The sequence below is a fragment of the Roseibium sp. genome (assembly GCF_965229775.1).
Taxonomy (GTDB): Bacteria; Pseudomonadota; Alphaproteobacteria; order Rhizobiales; family Stappiaceae; genus Roseibium.
The window spans coordinates 3,207,020-3,227,771 of sequence record NZ_OZ245929.1 but is presented as its reverse complement, the minus strand read 5'-3'; the positions used below and the strand labels follow the sequence as shown (position 1 = coordinate 3,227,771).

Annotated in this window: 22 protein-coding genes; 12 read left to right on the top strand and 10 right to left on the bottom strand. The window is 60.2% G+C overall.

Translation table 11 applies throughout. The features are described from left to right. Positions 1–25: 25 nt before the first annotated feature. The 4 genes from ACO07N_RS14685 to ACO07N_RS14670 all read left to right on the top strand — a co-directional run bounded on the left by ACO07N_RS14685 (position 26) and on the right by ACO07N_RS14670 (position 2,487). A complete protein-coding gene (locus ACO07N_RS14685) occupies positions 26–448 on the top strand; it encodes an NUDIX hydrolase (RefSeq protein ID WP_421981727.1) in 423 nt (140 codons plus the stop codon). Positions 449–550: 102 nt separating this feature from the next. Then, positions 551–1,576: a DUF3179 domain-containing protein gene (locus ACO07N_RS14680; protein WP_421981726.1), complete on the top strand. Its 1,026-nt coding sequence runs from the start codon at positions 551–553 to the stop codon at positions 1,574–1,576. A 38-nt stretch (positions 1,577–1,614) separates the two neighbouring features. Next, entirely contained in the window at positions 1,615–2,025 is a 411-nt protein-coding gene (locus ACO07N_RS14675) for a TIGR02301 family protein (protein WP_421981725.1), read from the top strand. A gap of 189 nt (positions 2,026–2,214) precedes the next feature. Then, positions 2,215–2,487 (top strand): hypothetical protein, encoded by a 273-nt coding sequence (locus ACO07N_RS14670; protein ID WP_029063820.1) that lies wholly within the window; start codon positions 2,215–2,217, stop codon positions 2,485–2,487. 110 nt (positions 2,488–2,597) lie between these two features. Here ACO07N_RS14670 and ACO07N_RS14665 read toward each other — a convergent pair whose 3' ends face one another. After that, positions 2,598–3,266, bottom strand: coding sequence for a LysE family translocator (locus ACO07N_RS14665; RefSeq protein WP_421981724.1), 669 nt, complete (start codon positions 3,264–3,266; stop codon positions 2,598–2,600). Positions 3,267–3,451: 185 nt separating this feature from the next. Here ACO07N_RS14665 and ACO07N_RS14660 point away from each other — a divergent pair, with 185 nt between their 5' ends. After that, positions 3,452–4,120, top strand: a complete 669-nt coding sequence (locus tag ACO07N_RS14660) for a hypothetical protein (protein ID WP_421981723.1) — start codon at positions 3,452–3,454, stop codon at positions 4,118–4,120. A gap of 66 nt (positions 4,121–4,186) precedes the next feature. Here ACO07N_RS14660 and ACO07N_RS14655 read toward each other — a convergent pair whose 3' ends face one another. The 5 genes from ACO07N_RS14655 to ACO07N_RS14635 all read right to left on the bottom strand — a co-directional run bounded on the left by ACO07N_RS14655 (position 4,187) and on the right by ACO07N_RS14635 (position 9,723). Further along, entirely contained in the window at positions 4,187–4,624 is a 438-nt protein-coding gene (locus ACO07N_RS14655; protein WP_421981722.1) for a cupin domain-containing protein, read from the bottom strand. Positions 4,625–4,818: 194 nt separating this feature from the next. Beyond that, positions 4,819–5,472 (bottom strand): class I SAM-dependent methyltransferase, encoded by a 654-nt coding sequence (locus ACO07N_RS14650; protein WP_421981721.1) that lies wholly within the window; start codon positions 5,470–5,472, stop codon positions 4,819–4,821. Between the two features lie 12 nt (positions 5,473–5,484). Continuing rightward, the gene (locus ACO07N_RS14645) at positions 5,485–6,747 is read right to left on the bottom strand and encodes a DUF3419 family protein (RefSeq protein WP_421981720.1); all 1,263 of its coding nucleotides are present in this window, start codon (positions 6,745–6,747) and stop codon (positions 5,485–5,487) included. A 159-nt stretch (positions 6,748–6,906) separates the two neighbouring features. Continuing rightward, complete coding sequence (locus ACO07N_RS14640) at positions 6,907–8,118, bottom strand: L,D-transpeptidase (protein WP_421981719.1); 1,212 nt, start codon at positions 8,116–8,118, stop codon at positions 6,907–6,909. 273 nt (positions 8,119–8,391) lie between these two features. Then, positions 8,392–9,723: a dihydroorotase gene (locus ACO07N_RS14635; protein WP_421981718.1), complete on the bottom strand. Its 1,332-nt coding sequence runs from the start codon at positions 9,721–9,723 to the stop codon at positions 8,392–8,394. A gap of 146 nt (positions 9,724–9,869) precedes the next feature. Between ACO07N_RS14635 and ACO07N_RS14630 the strand changes: the two genes are divergently transcribed. The 5 genes from ACO07N_RS14630 (at position 9,870) to ACO07N_RS14610 (ending at position 14,534) form a co-directional block, all read left to right on the top strand. Continuing rightward, positions 9,870–10,790: a YgfZ/GcvT domain-containing protein gene (locus tag ACO07N_RS14630; RefSeq protein WP_421981717.1), complete on the top strand. Its 921-nt coding sequence runs from the start codon at positions 9,870–9,872 to the stop codon at positions 10,788–10,790. A gap of 70 nt (positions 10,791–10,860) precedes the next feature. Then, complete coding sequence (locus tag ACO07N_RS14625; protein ID WP_421981716.1) at positions 10,861–11,478, top strand: YfbR-like 5'-deoxynucleotidase; 618 nt, start codon at positions 10,861–10,863, stop codon at positions 11,476–11,478. Positions 11,479–11,533: 55 nt separating this feature from the next. After that, positions 11,534–12,040: a tyrosine phosphatase family protein gene (locus ACO07N_RS14620; RefSeq protein WP_421981715.1), complete on the top strand. Its 507-nt coding sequence runs from the start codon at positions 11,534–11,536 to the stop codon at positions 12,038–12,040. Between the two features lie 22 nt (positions 12,041–12,062). After that, a complete protein-coding gene (locus ACO07N_RS14615; protein WP_421981714.1) occupies positions 12,063–13,046 on the top strand; it encodes an NUDIX hydrolase in 984 nt (327 codons plus the stop codon). A gap of 267 nt (positions 13,047–13,313) precedes the next feature. Next, positions 13,314–14,534 (top strand): cell wall hydrolase, encoded by a 1,221-nt coding sequence (locus ACO07N_RS14610; RefSeq protein WP_421981713.1) that lies wholly within the window; start codon positions 13,314–13,316, stop codon positions 14,532–14,534. 15 nt (positions 14,535–14,549) lie between these two features. On the opposite strand, the gene ACO07N_RS14605 is transcribed toward ACO07N_RS14610, so the two are convergent. The 4 genes from ACO07N_RS14605 to nadA all read right to left on the bottom strand — a co-directional run bounded on the left by ACO07N_RS14605 (position 14,550) and on the right by nadA (position 18,798). Then, positions 14,550–15,053: a YqhA family protein gene (locus ACO07N_RS14605; RefSeq protein WP_421981712.1), complete on the bottom strand. Its 504-nt coding sequence runs from the start codon at positions 15,051–15,053 to the stop codon at positions 14,550–14,552. A gap of 82 nt (positions 15,054–15,135) precedes the next feature. Then, entirely contained in the window at positions 15,136–15,999 is an 864-nt protein-coding gene (nadC, locus tag ACO07N_RS14600; RefSeq protein WP_421981711.1) for a carboxylating nicotinate-nucleotide diphosphorylase, read from the bottom strand. Positions 16,000–16,013: 14 nt separating this feature from the next. Beyond that, positions 16,014–17,615 (bottom strand): L-aspartate oxidase, encoded by a 1,602-nt coding sequence (locus tag ACO07N_RS14595; RefSeq protein WP_421981710.1) that lies wholly within the window; start codon positions 17,613–17,615, stop codon positions 16,014–16,016. 100 nt (positions 17,616–17,715) lie between these two features. Then, the gene (gene nadA / locus ACO07N_RS14590; protein WP_421981709.1) at positions 17,716–18,798 is read right to left on the bottom strand and encodes a quinolinate synthase NadA; all 1,083 of its coding nucleotides are present in this window, start codon (positions 18,796–18,798) and stop codon (positions 17,716–17,718) included. 386 nt (positions 18,799–19,184) lie between these two features. Between nadA and ACO07N_RS14585 the strand changes: the two genes are divergently transcribed. Both ACO07N_RS14585 and ACO07N_RS14580 read left to right on the top strand, forming a co-directional pair. Then, a complete protein-coding gene (locus ACO07N_RS14585) occupies positions 19,185–20,420 on the top strand; it encodes an MFS transporter (RefSeq protein WP_421981708.1) in 1,236 nt (411 codons plus the stop codon). An 87-nt stretch (positions 20,421–20,507) separates the two neighbouring features. Next, positions 20,508–20,750 carry a hypothetical protein gene (locus tag ACO07N_RS14580; RefSeq protein WP_421981707.1) on the top strand — a complete coding sequence of 81 codons (243 nt, stop codon included), beginning with the start codon at positions 20,508–20,510 and terminating at the stop codon, positions 20,748–20,750. Positions 20,751–20,752 lie beyond the last annotated feature (2 nt).

Below are 20,752 nucleotides of genomic sequence, written 5' to 3'. Positions count from 1 at the left end.
CCCCGATCCGAAAGCCAGTCCGTCCATGTCCCGTTTCTATCCGGATGCTCCGCGCGTGGGTGTCAGCGTCCTGTGTCACGACGAGGGCCGCGTGCTGCTCATCAAACGCGCAAAGGATCCTTTCAAGGGATATTGGAGCCTTCCGGGAGGTCTCGTCGAACTGGGAGAACCGCTGCTGGAGGCCGCAAAACGGGAACTCCGGGAAGAAACCGGCGTCGAAGCGGACCTGTTCGAGCCGGTGGAAACATTTGATTCCATTCAGTTCGATGAAAATGGCAAGGTTCTGACCCATTTCATACTCACGGTCTTCTGTGGTGCCCTCAGATCCGGAGAAGCGGTCGCGGCGGACGATGCGAGCGAGACCGACTGGGTCCGTCCGGAAGATCTCGACGACCGGCCGACGACGCCCGGCACACCGGAGCGCATCCGCCGGCACCTGCCGCTCTGAGCCGTCCTCGCCCACCCTTCACACAGGTTTGCGGAACCGTGATTTCCCGATTTCGGGTGCACCGGGCGAAAATGCCTCCGCGCTCGTCGAATGGAGGCACGCATGCAGATCCAGCATATATGGATGTTACTTCTGGCCATAAGCGGCTTCCTGGTCTTTTCGCTTCTCACGCTGCTTTCTCCGGCGCATGCGAACCCCGACCACTGGCGCCAGGCGGGTTTTTCGACCGACTTTTCAATCCATTCGGTCGACCTTGGAACGATCTTTTCCGGTGGACCGCCCAAGGACGGGATACCGTCTATTGACGAGCCGCGCTTCCAGCCGGCCGACGAGATCGACTGGCTTCAGAACAACGAACCGGTGATTTTCCTGGAACTGGACGGAACCGCCAAGGCCTATCCGCTGCAAATCCTGATCTGGCACGAGATCGTCAACGACCGGATCGGTGACACCCCGGTCTCGGTGACCTATTGTCCACTGTGCAATTCCTCCGTCGTGTTCGACCGCCGCATCGACGGCACGCTGCTCGATTTCGGCACCACGGGACTGTTGAGAAATTCGGACCTTGTCATGTATGACCGGCAGACCGAAACCTGGTGGCAGCAGTTCACCGGCGAAGGAATTGTCGGCACGCATACGGGCCGCGAGCTGAAAATGATCCCGTCACGGGTCACTGCCTTCGAGGCGTTCCGGAAGGAACATCCGGCGGGAGCCGTGCTCGCACGCCCCACGTTTTCACCCCGCAGTTACGGCACCAATCCTTACGCAGGATATGACAGCCGGTCCGCTCCCTATCCGTTTTTCCAGGGGGAACTGCCGGACGGCATCAACCCTATGGCACGCGTTGTCGTGGTGCGTGACGATGAGAACGTTTTTGCGGTCGCACTCGACCATGTCCGGATGAACGGCCCTGTGACGCTTTCCGCCGACATAGACGTTCGGTGGGCCGGCGAGCAGGCCTCCGTCCTCGACCAGCGCGAGACGGAACGCGGCCGGGCGATCGGCTCAGTCGAAGTCTTCAAGACCGTGGCGGGCGGGCAAACGCCCCTTGTTCACGACGTCACATTTGCCTTTGTCGCACATGCATTCCATCCGGATGTGGCAATTCTTGGGATCACTTCGCCGTAGCGCTTGAAGTGCTCACCGGCGGCGCGCATGATCCGCGCATGAGAAACGGTCAGATTTCCGATTTCATCCGGCGGACGGTTTTTGCCGCTGCGTTGGTGCTTGTAATGCCGGTTCAGGTTGTGCTTGCGCAGCAGCCTGGCATCGACGCGCCGCCCTATGAACAGCAGCTTATGCGCCTTTCGGAGATCTTTGGCGCGCTTCACTTTCTGCGGCCGCTCTGCAACGAAAACGATACACCAAGCTGGCGCGACCAGATGGAGGACTTTTTAGATGCAGAAACGGTTAACGAAAATCGGCGGCGCAGGTTCATCGAACGATTTAATCAAGGTTATCGTGGATTCTCAGTTGCTTACAGGGAGTGTACAGATGCCGCGCGTATCGCAATGGTACAGTATTTGCGAGAAGGCGAGACCATAATAGGCGACGTGACAAGCCGTTACGGGCGATAATCCTGTCGAAATCTCTCAAACGTTACGAGTTGGTTAACCTTTTGAATCAAATTTGTGGGTGGGCGTTAAGTTTGCGTTCACGGTTGCTTATCAGCACAGATCACCGTGCTAGGATCAGGTAATGAGATTCGGGAGAGGGACACGCGGGAGTTGTCTCCACGGGTTCGGGACAGACCGGTAAGGGAACGAATGATAAACGACGATTATGCTGAAGCGGCCATGGATGCCGAGTTTGCCGAAGACGAAGATATCAGACGCGCAGCGCTCGGCTTCATTTCCGACGCCTGGGCGGAGGCGATTGCCAACGGCGTCGATGCGGATGCCGTAGCGCATGCGGCCATGTTCACGGCCCTGGCCGACCTTGTGGCAGCCTATGGCGAGGATGCTGTCGCAAAACTTGCCGAAGGATTGCCGGACCGCATCCTGCAGGGCGACTACACGGTGAACCGGGTTCTGCAGTAAACCCGAACCTCCAGAAGACCAGGGGCCGGCACAGCCGGCCTTTTTTGTGTCCGCTGGCGCCTTAGCGGCCCTGGTGTACGGACCCATAAATGAAGTCAATTTGGCTTCATTTATGGGTTCGCACCCCAAAGACCAGCAGCATGACTGAGACCGTTGATCGCCAGATCGAGATAGATCAGGCCACCAAAGGCGATCAACGCGACGCCGGCAATGTGATTGACCCGGTCGAGCCACTGATCATCGATCCTCGCCTTGAAATGCGACACGAGCGCGGAAACAAACACCCACCAGGTCGTCGCTCCGGCCGCGACGCCCGCGACCATCATCAGCGCGCCAAAATGATCGCCGTGTTCCGGTCGGTAATTGCCAAGCGCGCCGAAAATAAAAGCAAAGAAGAATATTGTCCCGGGATTGGTGATCGCGATGAAAAAGGCAGCCGTTGAATCGCCCACATAGCTGTATTCCGCGTCATTGGCGTCCTTCGTCAAATGGGGGTGCGTGTGCCAGATCTTGAGCCCGAATATGATCAGCAGCGCACCACCGACCACCTCGATCAGCCGCAATTGACCATCAATGAAGTTGGTGACGGCCGAAACCCCGAAAATGGCGGCGGCGGCAAAGATCGTGTCGGCAACGACGGCGCCCAGCCCGACGAAAACACCGTGGCTGAACCCGCTTCTGACAGCGTGCTGGATTGCCATGACGTTGACCGGACCGACAGGCGCAGTGGTCACGACGCCGATGATAAAGCCGATCAGCACATATTCCAGAACAGTCACGGCCGGTCCTTTTTTCTAAGGGTCAGGACTCATTGGCAAAAAAGCACACGGCCTTTGGATAGCGACCTGACGGCTTCCTGACAAGGACGGGAATTTCCCTGCACCCGCTTTGCAGTCTTGCATGAATTGTTTAAGGAATGTCCCCGGTGGGCGAACGTCATCTTGTCTCGACGTGGGAGATTGCCATGAAGCAGGTTTATTGGATTGCAGCCTTGGCACTTTGCCTGTTGCCGGCACAGGGAATGGGCAAGAACGTGACCACCGAAACCATTCAGCTTGCGCCGGACACCGGCTCCGGGACCGCCCCGATCCCTGACGATCAACTCCAGGTGCCGCAGACCGCACCCTCTCCTTCCCCGGACAGCACAAGTGCGCCGGCCGAACTGGCGCCGCCGCAAGTGCTTTACAACACCGCCGTTCTGCCGAAACCGGTTGCCCGCATGCATGCACAGCTGAAAGAAGCCGCTGAATACGGCGACCTGAAACGCATCCGCATGATCCTGGAGAGCAACGAGCTTCCGCCGACACTTTCATTCACGGAGATCGGTGACCCGATCGAGTTTCTGAAGGAAAGCTCGGGCGATGGCGAAGGGTTTGAAATTCTCGCGATCCTTGCCGACACGCTCGACAGCGGCTTCATCCATGTGGATGTGGGTACACCGCAGGAAATGTACATCTGGCCCTATTTTGCCCGGTACCCGCTGGACAGCCTGACACCCGACCAGAAGGTCGAGATGTACCGCATCATCACGGCAGGCGATTTTGCGGAGATGGAGCAGTTCGGAGCCTGGACCTTCTACCGTGTCGGTATCGGCCCGGACGGAACGCTGCACTATTTCGTCGCCGGCGATTGATCAGGCAGTGCACACAGTCCGGGCTGCCGCATCGAAAAAACGCGCGTCAGGGTCAATCTGAACGCACTAACCGACAATCTCCAGACCTTCGTCCGCGCAAACCCGGGCAACCCATGCCATATCGAGTTCGGGTTCAGGTTTCGGCCACTCACGAGACCCTGGTGCCAGTTTTGTTCCGCAAGTCCGGAAAACGTTTTCGTGGATGGAACCCGGAACGTTGAGGATCAGCATTTCAGCGTCCTCACCGCTCGTGTTGCGGAACGAATGCACTTCACCGCGGGGTACTTTCACAAACTGGCCCTGCCCTGCATGAATGGTCTCGTTTCCCACCGTGAATTCGATCTGCCCTTTTTGCACAAAAAAGGATTCCTGATCGTTCATGTGGCGATTGGGCGGTGCACCAGCACCACTTGACAGGATCGCACTGCAAAGAAAATACCCGTCTTCCTCGCTCGAGGAATGAAAATCCATGATCATTCCCATGAGATAGTAAGTTTCCGACATTTCGCCCCTCCAACACTCAAATTCAGATCAAAAATACGTTCATTTTTTATTTGAATTACTCTTCGTAACATGATCAAAAACGGAAAAAAACTCAGTAAAATTCAGGACGTGCATGATATCGGTGGCCAGCAGGAAGCACAGTCGCTCAGCCCCGGCGCGCACCGACACGAATTCTCTTTGGCAACTCGGGAGGATCAGGTTCTGGTCAGCTCGGCGTAGTCGGCATAGCCCCTATAGAGGTGGCGGAACCGGAGCCGGCAGCCCGAGGCGGCTGCCAGGGCCTCCAGCTCGTTTTCAAGCTTGGCGCGGGGCGTGACGTGGAACGATTTCAGCCACGAGAAGAGCAGCCTGGCGAACCAGCGCGGAAGCCCCTGCTGCTGGCCGAAATCGACAACATGGATACGCCCACCCTCTTTCAGACGGGCTGACCCGGCCTGCAGCGCCTCCCGCCAGATGGGGATCATCGAGAGCGTGTAGGAATAGAACACGCGATCGAATGCGGAAACGCCCAGGCCTTCGGTCGCGGACGGATTTGCGGCGTCGCCCTCGATCAAGGTGATCCTGCCGCTCAGCCCCGCATTGGCAATGTTCTTCTCTGCCGTTTCGAGCATGTGACGGGAAATGTCCAGTCCGTAGAAGCGGGCATCGGGATAAAGCCTGGCAGCCGCGATCAGGTTACGGCCCGTGCCGCAGCCCAGTTCGAGCACATCGCCGCCGTGCGGCGGTTTCAGTTCCCGGATCAGGTGATCGCGTCCCAGCAGATAATACTTGCGCGTGACATCGTAGATGTGCCGCTGACGCCGATAGACAGCGTCCATCAGCCTTGCCGTTTCGACCGCACCGCTCATGTCAGGTTCCGCTCAGCCGTTGTAGACATAAAGATGGAAGCCGCCATAGATGGACGAACGATCCTGTCTGCCCAGTTCCAGGCTTTCCTCTTCTTCATAGGTCCAGCAGTCCAGCGTCTCGTCGGCGACCCGCCCCGGAAGAAGCGTGGGCGCAGCCGCGGTGCGGAAAACAACCCTTGCGCCGGGCCTGGCCGTCCGCGTGATTTCCGACCAGAGCGCGTTCAGCTGCGCGTCCGTCATCCAGTCCTGCGCGTCGAGCAAAACATAGGCGTCGAGGCTGTTGCTCGGCGCCGACTGGAGATGCTCGGTGAAGTTCCGATTGAGAACGCGGACGCGGCCGGCGCGGGCGCGGATTTCTTCGAAATGCGCCCGCTTCAGATAGGGCGGCAGCGGGCCGGACTCACCGGACGTTTCTCCGGCTTGGGGCGCATATCCGCGCCCGAACGCCTGCCAGGCGAAGTAGTTGTCCTTCATGGAGAAATCGCAGGCGAGCTTTTCAAGCCGATCCTTGAGGACCGCTGACATGTCGCCCTCGGCGTTTGCCGAGACCAGCGCGTCATACTGTGCGGGCGGAATACCAAGACCATAGAGCGACATTTTCTTCGAGGTGGCCCAGCGGACAAGCCGCTTGTCGAAGAGCGGCGCAAGGGCAGTGTCGAAGAAAGTGCGCTGCTCTTCCAGCGACCGTGTCTTGACCATGTGCTTGGGGTCGATGCCGTAGAGTTTTGCCACGAGATGGCCGACACCGATACAATAGCCGAGCAAACCGTGGTGATAGAGATCGCGCGAAAACAGCGTGATCCGCTTGCGGCCCCAATTGGCAATGTCGCGGCCTTCCCAGTAGGCGATGGTTTCCGCGTCGAGATTGTCTTTCAGGAACCGGTTATAGGCCGCCACGTTGGCCTTTTCGTCCGCTTCGCCGAAAAACCGGTAAAACGTTTCGTAATTCGGAAAGTGCCTTGCGGCGGCGAGTTTCAGGCGCCCGAGTGCAACATGAGCCCGGTTGAGATCGACGGCAGTGATTTCCGCTGGGTTTGCCGTGAGATAGGACATGACGTTGCAGCCGCCCGAGGCAATCGCGATCATGCGCGAGTCCGGTGTCAGGCGCAGCGCCTTCATGTCCACGTCCGGATCTTCCCAGATCTGCGGATAGACCAGACCCTTGAACGCGAAGGTGAAGAGACGCTCCAATATGCCTTCCCGAGAGGTGGCGTCCGAGCGGTGAACCGCATTGTTGAGCCGTTTCTTGGATGCTGTGAGCGTGCTCTGCGCCATGATTTTCTCCCGGGTCGCCGCGCGAATAAACAGCCTTCCGATACGTGAGTGAGACGACAGTTTGGTGACGCTGTGCCCAAAAAACGGAGTTATCCGGATAATAAAAAACCCCCGCGGCGGCGGGGGCTTTCATTTCCGATCGCGATTGCCGGAATGGCGTCAGCGCGTGATCACGACGAAGTCAGTGCCAAGACCGGTGTTGCGCTTGAAGCTCCGGTCGGTGATCGTCAGCGAGGTTCCCGGCGTCAGCATCCTGGAAAGATCGCGTGCAACCTTTTCCGGGATATCGATGCGGTTCAGGACGTCATCCGAAGGTCCGCCGCGGTCGCCTTCCGCGGATACCGCGATCCACTCGACGCTGTCCTCACCCTGTTCGAAGTCGAGCGCGGTGTAGACATGGGTACCGATTTCCTGCTCCAGATGCTTGATGGAGACCGGGGCGGAATAAATGTCCCTGAACTTGCGGCGCACGCGGAGGGTCGCATTGTGGCTCTTCTCATAACCTGCATCCAGGTGCACCCGTGCGATCAGGGCGTCCGTCACCTTCTCCGTGACCGGCTGATCGGTGATTTCCTGGTAGAGGCCGATCGCGGCGCGCGTCTTGCGGCCGACGACACCGTCGACAGGGCCTGAATTGTAGCCCATTTCGTTCAGGAGCTTCTGCAGCACCTTGATCTTGTTCGGCTGCTTGCGCGGCGTGATGATCATGCGCAGCGGACGGTCGAAATGCGGGTTCTCGGGCTGCGCGATTTCAAGCGCCGCCTGCAGCGTTGCCGGGCTGATCGCGCCGCGCAGTGCCGGATCCGCGTCGATCGTCGAACCGGAGAGGCTGGCGACTTCCGTGGCCGGAACGAAAGGCTGCGGCAGGACCTCATGGCTGACGGCCTGCGGTGCGGCGGAGCCGCGGGTCACGACCACATGCATGCCCCGGTTGGTCATCTTGTAGAGCGACTTGGCGAAAGGGCGCGGCAGGCGAATGCAGCCGTGTGACGCCGGATACCCGGGCAGCTTGCCGACATGAAGCGCGATACCCGACCACGTCAGGCGCTGCATAAACGGCATCGGGGCGTTGTCGTACAGGTTGGAAAAGTGCTTGCGCCGCTTCTCAAGGATCGAGAACACGCCAGTGGGTGTACTGTGGCCGCGTTTTCCGGACGAGATCGGAGACTGCTCGATCAGGTCCAGGCCGCGATAGACCTTGATCTGCTGATCGTCGATCGACACGAGCATGTGAAGCGGTGTCTCGTCGACGGCTTCCTTGGCGGTATCGGCTGCGGTGTCACGTGCGGCTGCCGTGGAAACGGCGCCGGCTGAAAAAATCGCGGCCGTGACAAGAACGCCAAGTCCGCCTTTACGCATAAACTGAAACATTTTGACGACATCCCTGAGCTCTCTAACGCTGAACCCTGAAGCTCGCTGAAAACTCTACTCAAAACCCTTTTAGATCGGGTTAGGAAACACAGTTACCCGTTGGTTTCCTTCCCGTGTTTGCAATACCACCCTGTCATTTTAGGCAAGTCGGCGCTGTTATACACATCACAAATTGTTCGGATGGTTATCAGACACGCGCACAAGACCCGAGGCGCGCGTCATCAACGCGCCCCAATGCGGTCTTCCCTGAAGTCCCGGCAGCTGAATTGCCTGCTATTTTTTCAGGCCATCCTGAAACAGGACCGCCTCGCCCGTCGAGGGCGTGGTCAGCTCACCTTCCCACATGACCCGCCGTCCGCGGACCATCGTTCCGACCGGCCAGCCTGTGACGTCCTTGCCGTCATAGGGCGTCCAGCCGCATTTGGAGGCGATCCAGTCGTTGGTGATGGTTTCTCGCCGCTTGAGGTCGACGATCGTGAAGTCGGCATCATAACCGACCGCGATGCGCCCCTTGCGCGCCGTCTGGAACAGGCGCGCCGGCCCGGCACTGGTCATGTCGACGAACCTTGCCAGGCTCAAGCGTCCGTTGCCGACATGATCCAGCATGATGGGGACGAGTGTCTGGACCCCTGTCATGCCGGAGGGCGACGCCGGATAGGTCTTCTGCTTTTCTTCCAGAAGATGAGGTGCGTGGTCGGAGCCGAAGATATCGAGGATCCCCTGTTCAAGGCCCCACCAAAGGTGCTGCGAGTGACGCGGTTCGCGCACCGGCGGGTTCATCTGCACCAGCGTTCCGAGACGTTCGTAAGCCTCGTCCGTCAGGGTCAGGTGATGCGGTGTAACCTCGATCGATGCGACATCCTTGTGGTCGATCAGGTAGTCGACCTCTTCTGCCGTGGACAGGTGCAATATGTGGATCTTCGCGCCCGTTTCGCGCGCAATCGCGACGAGGCGCTGCGTGCATTGCAAGGCGGTGGTCACATCCCGCCAGACCGGGTGAGAGCGCGGGTCGCCCTCGATACGCTCGCCCTGGCGGTCCCGGAGGCGAAATTCGTCTTCCGAATGGAACGCCGCCCGGCGGCGTGTCACGGAAAGAATGTCGCGCACCCCGTCATCGTCTTCCACAAGAAGATTACCGGTCGATGATCCCATGAAGACCTTGATGCCGGCGGCGGCTGGAAGGCGTTCAAGTTCGGGAATGTCCTTCACGTTCTCGCGCGTCCCGCCGACCCAGAAGGCAAAGTCGCAATGCATGCGGTGGTGCCCGCGCCTGACCTTGTCTGCAAGAGCCCCCTCGTCGGTCGTCAGCGGGTTGGTGTTCGGCATTTCGAAGACCGTCGTGACACCGCCCATCACCGCTGCGCGGGAACCCGTTTCAAGGTCTTCCTTGTGATCGAGGCCCGGTTCGCGGAAATGCACCTGTGTGTCCATGACGCCCGGCAGGACATGCAGTCCGGTGCAGCCGATCGTTTCACCCGCCTGCGACGCATCGAAGGACCCGATCCCGGCGATCCGTCCGTCCCGGATGGCGACATCGCGAACACCTTCCCCGTCCTGATTGACGACGGTGCCCCCCTTCAGGATCAGGTCATAGGTCTCGCTCATGAAATATCCTCCGGCAGTCTCTGGCTCAGGCTTGTCTGTCTACCGGGCTTATACGCGCGCGGCAGGAAAAGAACCAGATGCGCGAGACGAAATCCCAACCTTGTCGTCAGCATTCAAAAGAACTATTTCGCCGGTAGACATCCGTCGTGACACCTCTGTTCCAGGAGCCCCTCTTGCCGTCCGCCAAGATTGCCCATCTCACCGATCGCGCCCTGATCCGGATCGCCGGGGACGACGCGCATCATTTTCTGCAGAATCTCGTCACTGCCGACGTCGAGGAGACCGATGCAAACGGCGCGTCCTCGGCCGCATTGCTGACCCCGCAAGGCAAGATCCTGTTCGACTTCCTGCTCTACAGCACGGGCGACGGTTATGTCGCCGACGTCCCGGCCCCGGCGGCCTCGGACCTCCTGAAGCGCCTAACCTTCTACAGGCTGAGAGCAAAGGTCGACCTTGAACTGCTGGGGACGGAAACGGGTGTCTTCGCCGTCTGGGACGGCCCGCTGGAGATTGACGGCGCTCTTGTTGCCGTGACAGACCCGCGGACACCGCTGCTCGGCCGGCGCATCATTGCGCCCGTTGCCGCGATGGCCGGTCAGGCAGACGCAACCGGGGCGGACCTGGACGACTACGAGCGGCATCGCATTGCAACGGGTGTTCCGGAAGGACTGAAAGACTATTCTTACTCGGACATTTTCCCGCATGACGCCGATCTCGATCAACTGGGCGGGGTCTCCTTCACAAAAGGCTGCTATGTCGGACAGGAGGTGGTCTCGCGGGTTCAGCACCGGGGGACCGCACGCAAGAGGTTCGTTCTTGTCGACGGCGGCCGCGCGCTGCCCGAAAAGGGGGCACCGGTCACGGCTCATGGAAAGACCATCGGCGAACTCGGCTCTTCCATCGCATCGGAAACGGGTGAAAGTGTCGGGCTTGCGCTCCTGCGCCTTGACAAGGTTGCACAGGCCAAGGACAACGGCAGCCCGCTCAACTGCGGTGATGTCGAGATTGAGGTCCGCATACCCGACTGGGCCACTTTCTCCCTTCCGGAACAGAACGATCCGACCTGAAACAGCCCGAGTTCATCAAGGAACAATACCTATCGCCCGTCCCGATCAGCCTCCCCGCGCCTGGCAGCGCATGTTGTCAGGCCGCCGCCTCAATCTGCTGGACCCCTCGCCTCTCGACGTCGAGATTTCCGACATTGCGCACGGCCTGGCCCGCGTTGCCCGCTGGAACGGTCAGACGCATGGAGACCATGCGTTTTCCGTTGCGGAACACTGCCTGGTCGTCGAGGAGATCGCCCTGAAGCTGAAACCGGACCTCTCGCCGGACTGGCGTCAGGCCGTGCTGCTGCACGACGCGCCCGAATATGTCATCGGGGACATGATTTCCCCGTTCAAGGCGGTGATCGGCGAAGCCTACAAGGCCGTGGAAGCACGCCTGCAGGCGGCGATCCATCTTCGTTTCGGACTTCCCGCGGAGATCCCGCAGACGGTCAAGAAACTGGCAAAGCGGGCAGACATCATCTGCGCCTACTACGAAGCCGTCGAACTGGCCGGCTTCGACGAGGAGGAAGCCGCCCGGATTTTCGGCCGGCCGACCGGTCTGGCGGCAACAAGCGAAGACACCCTTCGTTACGGTCTTGAGCCCATGTCCGTTGCCGTGGCCCAGGAGATGTTCCTCAAGCGCTTCGATGAGATCGAAAAGTTGCGTGAAGCTGGGAACAACGGAAAAAGCAGGCACGCAAAGGCGTGACCTTGCCTGCGAATGACCCTAATTTACAAGATGAAATGATAACTCTGGTCCCGTCATGCTGCACGTGTGCTCTCTTTCCAAACTGAACGAAACCGTCGCGTCGACCGGTGCGAAGTCCATCATCACGCTGATCAACGCGGAAATGGATGTTCCGACACCTGAAGGCGTCCTGCCAGACAGGCATCTCTTCCTCGCCTTCAACGACATTGTCGAACAGATCGCGGGCCTCACACCGCCCAACGAGAAACACATCGAGGACCTTGTCGCCTTTGTCGAGGACTGGGACAGGAGCGCACCGCTGGTGATTCATTGCTGGGCAGGTATCAGCCGCTCGACGGCGGGGGCCTATGTCGCCGCCTGCGCCCTCAATCCGGAGGCGGACGAATACCGGCTCGCAACGTTGCTGCGCGAAAACTCGGCGTCCGCGACACCGAACGCCCGCCTCGTCGCAATGGCTGACAAGCTGCTCGGCCGCGACGGCCGCATGATCGACGCCATACGCGGCATCGGCCGCGGTGCCAATGCGTTCGAAGGCACCCCGTTCATCATGCCGCTCGATTAAGGAACCAATACAGGGAGCCTTCATGCCGAACAGGCACGCCAGTATCGAGATCGGATTGAACGCGGTCGTCGTGTCCGTTTCGGACGGGCTGCCGCAGATCGTTCACGTCAACGACGAGAACAACGGCGAACTCGACAGCCTGCCCTACGGCCCGTTCGATCCGATCCATCACAGGACAATCGAGATCGGCCTGAGATCCTGGGTGGAAAGCCAGACGGCCCTGCGCCTCGGATATGTGGAACAGCTCTACACATTCGGCGATCGCGGACGGCACCGGGTATCCGGTGACGAGGGACCGCATGTGGTGTCGGTCGGTTATCTCGCCCTGACCCGCCAGACAGCCGATTCCGAAAACACGCTGGCAAGGCACAAGTCCGCCTGGCGGTCCTGGTACGATTACTTTCCGTGGGAAGACTGGCGTGCCGGCAGGCCCGCGTTGCTCGATACCGACATCCTGCCTGCGCTGGAGACCTGGGCGAAGGAACCGCCGCCGGAAGGAGAGCCGCCCAAACCGCTGGACCGGCAGGAGCGGGTGCGCCTCGCGTTCGGCCTGGAAGCCTCGCACTGGGACGAGGAACGGGCCCTGGAGCGGTACGAACTGCTTTACGAGGCCGGTCTTGTCCCGGAAGCGAAGCGCGACGGCCGTCCGGCGGCGCTCGCGCGGAAGGACCAGCCCTATCTCGGCGTCACGATGCGGTTCGACCACAGGCGGGTCCTTGCAACGGCGATCACGCGCCTGCGCGGCAAGCTGAAATACCGGCCGGTGATATTCGAACTCATGCCGGAAGTGTTCACGCTGACGGAACTGCAGACATCCGTGGAAGCCATCTCGGGCCGGCATCTGCACAAGCAGAACTTCAGGCGGCTCGTTGAAAATGCCGATCTCGTCGAACCGACCGGTGCAACCTCGACCGCGACCGGCGGCCGGCCGGCGGCCCTCTTCCGCTTCCGGCACCAGCTCATGAGCGAGCGCCCGGCACCTGGCCTGCGGCTGGGTAGCCGTTAAGACCTTCTTAAGCAATTCCGGTAGTAAACCATCCGTGATCGCAACCTAACACCTTGCTTCATTAACCATAATTTTGTCCCGCGCAGAAAAAACGCCGCGAATACCGGTCGATTTCGCGTTCATTAACGCTCTTTCAAGGTTAAGCCTGCATCCTGATTTCCGGCGCCACTGTTTACAGAGCGTTAGTGCTTATCGCCCGGCGCATCGGGACGGTGTGAAACGAGTTGGAGTTGGCTGCGTATGTTTGGCCCTGGATCCCGCGTAGGAATGCAACTTTTTCTAAAAGCGACACTGAGCAGGACGCCGGCGCATGTCCGCCTGCGCCGTCTGAAATACGCGCTCGCCGCGAGCCCCCTGCTGTTTTTCGGGCTCGGCGGCTCGATCGGCGATCAGGACATCTTCGCCCTGATCAATGCACGCCATGACCAGTCTCCGCGCTGGATGATGGCACTCGAACCGGCGAATTTCACCACCAGGATCACCCCGAAACTTGCCCTTGGAACGCCTGCGGTGCCCGATTACACGAGCGCACCGGTGCTGACGCTGACATCGGCTGAAAAGGGAACCGAGGCGCGCCCGCTCTACGGGCTCGGCGATGTTGTCGCGAGCGCACGGCCGGTCGAAATTCCCGACGAGATTGCCACGAACAAGTCCGCAAAGGGCAACAGGAAGATCACCGTTGCACCGGACCGGCATCTGGTCGACCGGGCAGCCGGCAACGTCTATGCGATGTCCAGCCTGATCTCCAACCAAAAGAAACACGAGGACCTGCCACGGGTTGCCTTCGTCAAACCCGAGCCGCTGGACTCCAAGGAAAGCAGCCGCCTTGCCGAGGCCGGAAAGGACGGCCTTCTTGAGGAAGGACCGCTGGACCTGCAAAAGGTGATGATGGCCAGGAATGCCGCGGCTGCCAGTTTTTCCCTCGTTTCCGCCTATGCGCCGGACAGCGTGAAGGAAACCAAGGAGCCGTTCGACGCCTTGTTCGGCGCCGCCAAGTACGAGCAGGAGCTGCCGCCACCCGAAGATCCGAACAACCCGCACTGGTGGGCGCAAAAACCCCTGCCGCTTGCCGTCGGTTCCAAAAAGGAACAGCGCTGCCTCGCCGAAGCCATCTATTTCGAAGCGCGCGGCGAAACCGAGGAAGGCCAGGTAGCCGTTGCCCAGGTCGTTCTGAACCGGGTTAAAAACCCGTCCTATCCGAATTCCATCTGCGGCGTGGTCTACCAGAACAAGCACAAGCGCAACCGCTGCCAGTTCTCGTTTGCCTGCGACGGCATCAAGGACCGAATCTCAAGCAAGGGTGCGTGGAAGACCGCCCAACGGCTTGCGCGCGAAGTGTCAGACGGCAAGCAATACCTGAAGATGGTCGATGCCTCGACACATTACCATGCGACCTACGTCAATCCGCGCTGGGCACGATCGATGGCGAAACGCGGACAGGTCGGCCTGCACATCTTCTACAAGACCTATGCCGGCGGCTGGAACTAACAGCCTCGCTTTTCCTCAGTCGTTCGTCCTGAAGACATTGGTCACCACGTAGGTGGCCAGAAGCACCACGTGGAAACCCAGGAGCGCCGCGACCTGGAGCGGGTCGACGTGGGAAAACTCCAGCAGTTCACTCAAGACGTGGATCGACGCAATGATGACGATCGTCGACACGATCCGGTGCTTCATGCGGCGATAGGCGCGTTCGCTTTCCTTGATGAAACCCTCGCCGTAGGCGGAGGATTTCAGCCGGAAGGTGTTGTAGGTGTTGTTCGCGACCATGACGACGAGGTTGGCGATGAACACCATGTCGAGCAGATTGAGGATCAGCAGGATCGTCTTCTTGCGGTCCAGAAACTCGTAGGTTGCGACCGCGTCATAGATATCGACGAAAAACGTGATCAGAAACAGCACCATGCCGACGGACAGACCGATCAGCATCGGCACTTGCGCCAGACGGGTCAGCCGGTGTGCAAGATCAAACTCGTTCGCGCCGTCGTTCGCCGGTTTCTGCTCGCTCATCGCCTTCCCACGCACTCTCGCCGCCACAACCTGTCCGCCACGCTAGTTTGCGACGCACCGGCAATCAATATCTAGCCGTTTTCTAGCGAATGTCGATGTCGAGCCCGAGGTCGAGAACGGGAGCCGAGTGCGTGATCCAGCCCGACGAAATCAGATCGACGCCGGCTTCGGCAACTGCCCTGACCGTATCGAGCTCTATGCCCCCGGAGGCTTCCAGAAGTGCCCGCCCGCCAGTGAGGTCCACGGCCTCGCGCAGCGTATCGGGGCTCATGTTGTCGAGCATGACGACATCCGGCCCCGCGCCGAGCGCCTCTTTCAACTGCTCCAGCGTGTCGACTTCCACCTCGATCTTCACGAGATGACCGGCGAAGGTCTTTGCCGCCTCGACGGCCCTGGTAACACCACCGGCGACTGCGATGTGGTTGTCCTTGATCAGGATCGCGTCGTCGAGCCCGAACCTGTGATTGGCACCACCACCGCATTTGACGGCGTATTTTTCAAACGCGCGAAGCCCCGGTGTCGTCTTGCGCGTGCAGACAATCTTCGCTTTCGTATGGGAGATCTGCGTGGCAAAGCGCTCGGTTGCCGAGGCTATTCCCGACAGATGCCCCAGGAAATTGAGCGCAACGCGCTCAGCGCCGAGGAGCGCCCGGGCGGGCCCCTCGATCCGCGCAACCGTATCCCCGGACGCTAGCGGGTCCCCGTCCTGTTTCAGCGCCTCGAAGGAGAGCGCCGCGTCCGTTTGCCTGAACGCGCTCTCGGCAAACGGGAGCCCCGCCAGAACGCCGGTCTTGCGCGAAGCAATGCGGGCAACCGCATGCGCGTCTGACGGCAGTGTCGCCTGGCTGGTTATATCACCGGCCCGGCCCCAGTCTTCCAGCAGGGCGGCTTTCACGGCGTCGTCGATCATCAGCCGGGGCAGCTCGGGAAGTTGATTTTCAGTCATGCCGATGCGCTCTCTCACGCCGTTTCCAACGCTTCGGCAACAATCGCGTCGACGTCTTTCAAGGTGGTGTATGACCGTCTGGCCATGGCCGGGTTGGCCTCCGGGAAATCGTTCCGGAAATGGCCGCCACGGCTCTCCTGCCGCTTGAGCGCGGACGCCGCGATGATCCTGCCGGTAATCATCATGTTCCTGATCGACTGGCGCACGCAGATGCTTTCAGCGCCCGCAATGTCGGCCAGAGCGGTCTTCAGCCCGGCAGCATCGCGCAAGACGCCGACGTTTCTGGACAGCGTGGTGCGGAGGGTGCTGATTGCCTCGCGTTCCTCGACGTTGCGCTGACTCGGCAGACCGGGCGCATCGTCCATGGTGTTCCAGAACGCGCTGCGCGGCGTCGGCATGAGGCCCTGGATGTCTTCGGCAATGCGTGCCGCGAAGACCACCGCCTCGAGCAAGGAATTGGAGGCAAGCCGGTTTGCGCCATGCGCACCGGTCGACGCGACCTCCCCGGCTGCCCAGAGACCATCAAGAGAGGTCCGGCCGTTTGCGTCGGTCAGCACGCCGCCCATATGGTAGTGCTCTGCCGGCGCGACCGGTATCAGATCTTTCTCCGGGTCGATGCCCGCCCCCATCGCAGCCCGGTAGACGGTCGGGAATTCTTCCTTGAACTTGGCGCCGATCGTTTCGCGGCAATCGAGGAACGCCCCGCGCCCCGCCTGGATTTCCCGGTAGATCGCGCGGGCGACGATGTCGCGCGGCGCAAGTTCCAGATCGGGATGAACGCCTTCCATGAAGCGCTCGCCTGCGCCGTTGACAAGCAGGGCGCCCTCTCCGCGCAGCGCTTCGGTCGCCAGCGGGGTCGGGTCCTTGCCGACGTCAAGCGCGGTCGGGTGGAACTGCACGAATTCGGCATCCGCAATGACGGCACCGGCCCGCGCAGCCATCGCCAGCCCGTGACCGTTCGCCTCGGGCGGGTTGGTGGTCAGGCCATAAAGGTGACCGACGCCGCCGGATGCCAGAACCACCGCCTTGGCCGGAAATGCGAGACGCGTGATCCCGCCCCGTTTGCGGACGAGAACGCCGGTAACGTACCTTCCCTCTCCCAGGAAACTTTCACCAAGATAACCTTCCAGAACGCGGATGGAGGGTGTCTTGCGAACTTCGGAGATCAGCGCATCCATGATGGCGCGGCCGGCCATGTCGCCGCGGACACGCACGACGCGGCTTTCGGAATGCGCGGCTTCCCGCGAGAGCTGCAGACGGCCTTCCAGATCCTGATCGAAGGGCACTCCGTAAGACAGGAGGTCGTGGACCCTGTCTGTGCCCTCGCGGGTCATCTGCTCGACAATCTTCGGCTCGCAGATACCGCAACCCGCCGCCAAAGTATCGTCCCGGTGCCGTTCGACCGAATCCTGTTCCGAAATGGCAGCCGCTATGCCACCCTGTGCCCAGGCGGATGACGCCCCCTGGCCGATCGGCGCGTTCGTGATAACAGTGACCGGTCTCGGGCTGAGCTTGAGTGCGCAGAACAGACCAGCGAGCCCGCCTCCAAGAATGACGACATCATCCACATCCTCGCCGATATAGGCAGGTGCGAAATCCTCAACGGACACAGCCATTGGTTTTTTCCCGGAACAAATGGGGCATTGCGCCCGAGGGTTTTCGGGCCGCAACACGTGCGGCGGCCCGAAAATGGTGCTGACCCTAGACCAAAGCCGGTCAGATTTTCAAGTTGATCATCCGCTCGACAGCCGTGCGCGCGCGCTCTGCAACAGCCGGATCCACGATGACCTCTTCCTTCATATCGACTAGGCTGTCGAGGATCTTGCCGAGCGTGATGCGCTTCATGTGCGGGCACAGGTTGCACGGGCGGATGTAATCCACCCCCGGCGTCTCGCTGGCAACATTGTCCGCCATGGAACACTCGGTGACCATCATGACCTTTTCGGGACGCTTGGTCTTGACCCAGTTGATCATGTGCGCGGTCGAGCCGGCGAAGTCGGCTTCCGCGACCACTTCCGGCGGGCACTCCGGATGCGCGATGATCTTCACGTCCGGTTCGATCTTGCGGTAGTCGCGCAATTCTTCGGCGGTGAAGCGCTCATGCACCTCGCAGGCCCCGTCCCAGACGAGCACTTCGACATCCGTCTTGTTGCCGACATTGGCGGCAAGGTATTTGTCCGGGATCAGGAAGACCCTGTCGGCGCCGAAGCTTTCGACGACCTGCAGCGCGTTGGAGGACGTGCAGCAGATATCGCATTCCGCCTTAACGTCCGCAGAGGTGTTGACATAGGTGATGATCGGAACACCGGGATTGCGCTCGCGCAGGGCACGGACATCGGCACCGGTGATGGATTCGGCAAGCGAACAGCCGGCACGCATGTCCGGGATCAGAACCGTTTTCTCCGGGCTGAGGATCTTGGAGGTTTCGGCCATGAAGTGCACGCCGCACTGAACGATCACCTCGGCATCCGTGCGCGTCGCCTCGATCGCGAGCTGCAGGCTGTCGCCGACAATGTCGGCCACACCGTGATAGATGTCCGGCGTCATGTAGTTATGCGCCAGGATAACCGCGTTGCGCTCTTTTTTCAGCTCGTTGATCGCGTGAACCGTCGGTGCAAGCGCCGCCCATTCGATGGCCGGAATGATATGCTTGACCTTTTCGTAGATCGGCGCGGTCGCCTCCGCGATCTCAGGTGTGTAGCTCAGGTCCGGCCGGTCCACGCGTCCATAGCGCTCAAGCGCAGTCAGACCGGGCGTGATCGGTTCGGAAACCTCAAAGGCTTTTTGGGCAACAGACATGGCGCCCCTCCTGTAAACAGGCTGAACAAGAACTTTCAGCTCACGGATTATTATACTCAAGTTGAGCATATATCTCGCAAAAGAAAACGGGCACTGCGGCCCAGACCCTTTTGCTCGTTCAGAGTTTATATAATCCCATCGTGACCAAAAATCCATCACTTTCAGCCAATTTTTCCGTCTTTTTCACTTTCCCGTTTTGATTTCAATGCCTTGAACAACAATTCTTCGCCACTTTGGTAGCCAGCTAACCGAAATCCGGGCCGGTCCGGTGCCGTTCTGCCTTTGTTACAAATCCATTCCGTATTTTGATCCATTGATCAAAAATACACGTTTTACGATCCCCATAATCCAGCTATCTTGTCGTCGGCTCCACCAAGAGGATTCCGATGACCGCCCCATCCGCGCATGTCAGACAAGGCCCGAACATCCCGCTCATCATCATCTGCGGATGCCTTATTGCGCTTATTTCCTTCGGTCCCCGCTCGGCAATGGGGCTGTTTTTCCAGCCGATGACGGACGCCAGGGACTGGAGCCGGGAGATCTTTGCGCTCGCGATTGCCATCCAGAACCTCGTCTGGGGGATCGGGCAACCGTTTGCCGGCATGATGGCCGACCGCTACGGCACCTGGAAGACGATGACATTCGGCTCCGTGCTCTACGTGGTAGGCCTCCTGCTCATGGTCGACGCGCAAAGCGCCGTTGCCCTGCATATCTCGGCGGGTGTCCTTATCGGCCTCGGGATCGCCTTTTCGTCGTTTTCCCTCGTGCTGGCAGCCTTTGGAAGGAGCGTTTCGGCAGAGCAGCGCTCGCTCGCCTTCGGGATCGGGACCGCCTCCGGTTCGCTCGGTCAGTTCCTGTTCGCCCCGCTTGGCGGCGCGCTGCTTGCCAATGTCGGCTGGCAGCAGACGCTGATCATCTTCGCCGGTCTCGTCGCGCTCGTGCCCCTGCTTGCGGTGGCCCTGCGCGGCAAACCGCAGCAAACCGCCGAAACGGCGCAGACAGGCGACCAGAAACTCACGGACGCAATTTCCGAAGCCTTCGGGACAAGAGGCTTCATCCTTCTGACGATCGGTTTCTTCGTCTGCGGCTTTCACGTCGCCTTCATCACCGTTCACCTTCCCCCTTTCATCGTGGATTCGGGGCTTGATCTGAGTTGGGGTGCCTGGGCGATCGCACTTATCGGGCTCTTCAATATCGTCGGATCGCTCGCTTCGGGGTATGGCGGCGGCCGCTACTCAAAGCCGATCCTGCTGTCGCTGATCTATCTGGGACGGTCCATCGCCATTCTGGCCTTCATCATGCTGCCGATCACGCCGGCAACGGTGCTGATCTTCTCCGCCGTGATGGGACTGCTCTGGCTGTCGACCATCCCGCTGACCTCGGGGCTCGTCGCGGTCATGTTCGGACCGCGCTACATGGCGACGCTGTTCGGCTTCGTTTTCCTGTCGCACCAGATCGGCGCATTTCTGGGTGTGTGGCTCGGCGGCAAGCTCTATGACGACACGGGGTCCTACGATGCGATCTGGTGGTGCGGTATCGTGCTCGGTGTCTTGGCTGCAATCATTCACTGGCCGATCCAGGAACGTCCCGTGCCACGTCTGACGCAGCAGCCTGCGGAGTGACGACAATCGCAAGTCATGTCCGGAGTACCACGTCCACGCGACGGGGAGATACGGCTTTACCCGGGCCTAGGGTCAGGACCCATTAATTTGGATGAATTGGTAGGGATGAATTTGTTCGGATACGAGGCGCAAAGCTGCTGGAAACCGTCCGGTTTCCAAAGGTTTGCAACGACGTTGCCGGGCAAATTCACCCTATCCCTGCGGGACGCAAAAACGGCTTCGATCTGCACCGTCAAACCGCTCAACCGGGCAGGAAGCCCGCTTGTCGCGCTTTTCCTTGCAGCTCATCGCCGTTTGCTGCGCCAATTAAACCAAATTAATGGGTCCTGACC

Excerpts from the sequence above, each read along its gene's own strand:
- ACO07N_RS14685 (WP_421981727.1), top strand. The coding sequence starts at position 26 with ATGTCCCGTTTCTATCCGGATGCTCCGCGCGTGGGTGTCAGCGTCCTG.
- ACO07N_RS14680 (WP_421981726.1), top strand. The coding sequence starts at position 551 with ATGCAGATCCAGCATATATGGATGTTACTTCTGGCCATAAGCGGCTTC.
- ACO07N_RS14675 (WP_421981725.1), top strand. The coding sequence starts at position 1,615 with ATGAGAAACGGTCAGATTTCCGATTTCATCCGGCGGACGGTTTTTGCC.
- ACO07N_RS14670 (WP_029063820.1), top strand. The coding sequence starts at position 2,215 with ATGATAAACGACGATTATGCTGAAGCGGCCATGGATGCCGAGTTTGCC.
- ACO07N_RS14660 (WP_421981723.1), top strand. The coding sequence starts at position 3,452 with ATGAAGCAGGTTTATTGGATTGCAGCCTTGGCACTTTGCCTGTTGCCG.
- ACO07N_RS14655 (WP_421981722.1), bottom strand. The coding sequence starts at position 4,624 with ATGTCGGAAACTTACTATCTCATGGGAATGATCATGGATTTTCATTCC.
- ACO07N_RS14650 (WP_421981721.1), bottom strand. The coding sequence starts at position 5,472 with ATGAGCGGTGCGGTCGAAACGGCAAGGCTGATGGACGCTGTCTATCGG.
- ACO07N_RS14645 (WP_421981720.1), bottom strand. The coding sequence starts at position 6,747 with ATGGCGCAGAGCACGCTCACAGCATCCAAGAAACGGCTCAACAATGCG.
- ACO07N_RS14640 (WP_421981719.1), bottom strand. The coding sequence starts at position 8,118 with ATGTTTCAGTTTATGCGTAAAGGCGGACTTGGCGTTCTTGTCACGGCC.
- ACO07N_RS14635 (WP_421981718.1), bottom strand. The coding sequence starts at position 9,723 with ATGAGCGAGACCTATGACCTGATCCTGAAGGGGGGCACCGTCGTCAAT.
- ACO07N_RS14625 (WP_421981716.1), top strand. The coding sequence starts at position 10,861 with ATGTTGTCAGGCCGCCGCCTCAATCTGCTGGACCCCTCGCCTCTCGAC.
- ACO07N_RS14620 (WP_421981715.1), top strand. The coding sequence starts at position 11,534 with ATGCTGCACGTGTGCTCTCTTTCCAAACTGAACGAAACCGTCGCGTCG.
- ACO07N_RS14615 (WP_421981714.1), top strand. The coding sequence starts at position 12,063 with ATGCCGAACAGGCACGCCAGTATCGAGATCGGATTGAACGCGGTCGTC.
- ACO07N_RS14610 (WP_421981713.1), top strand. The coding sequence starts at position 13,314 with ATGCAACTTTTTCTAAAAGCGACACTGAGCAGGACGCCGGCGCATGTC.
- ACO07N_RS14605 (WP_421981712.1), bottom strand. The coding sequence starts at position 15,053 with ATGAGCGAGCAGAAACCGGCGAACGACGGCGCGAACGAGTTTGATCTT.
- nadC (WP_421981711.1), bottom strand. The coding sequence starts at position 15,999 with ATGACTGAAAATCAACTTCCCGAGCTGCCCCGGCTGATGATCGACGAC.
- ACO07N_RS14595 (WP_421981710.1), bottom strand. The coding sequence starts at position 17,615 with ATGGCTGTGTCCGTTGAGGATTTCGCACCTGCCTATATCGGCGAGGAT.
- nadA (WP_421981709.1), bottom strand. The coding sequence starts at position 18,798 with ATGTCTGTTGCCCAAAAAGCCTTTGAGGTTTCCGAACCGATCACGCCC.
- ACO07N_RS14585 (WP_421981708.1), top strand. The coding sequence starts at position 19,185 with ATGACCGCCCCATCCGCGCATGTCAGACAAGGCCCGAACATCCCGCTC.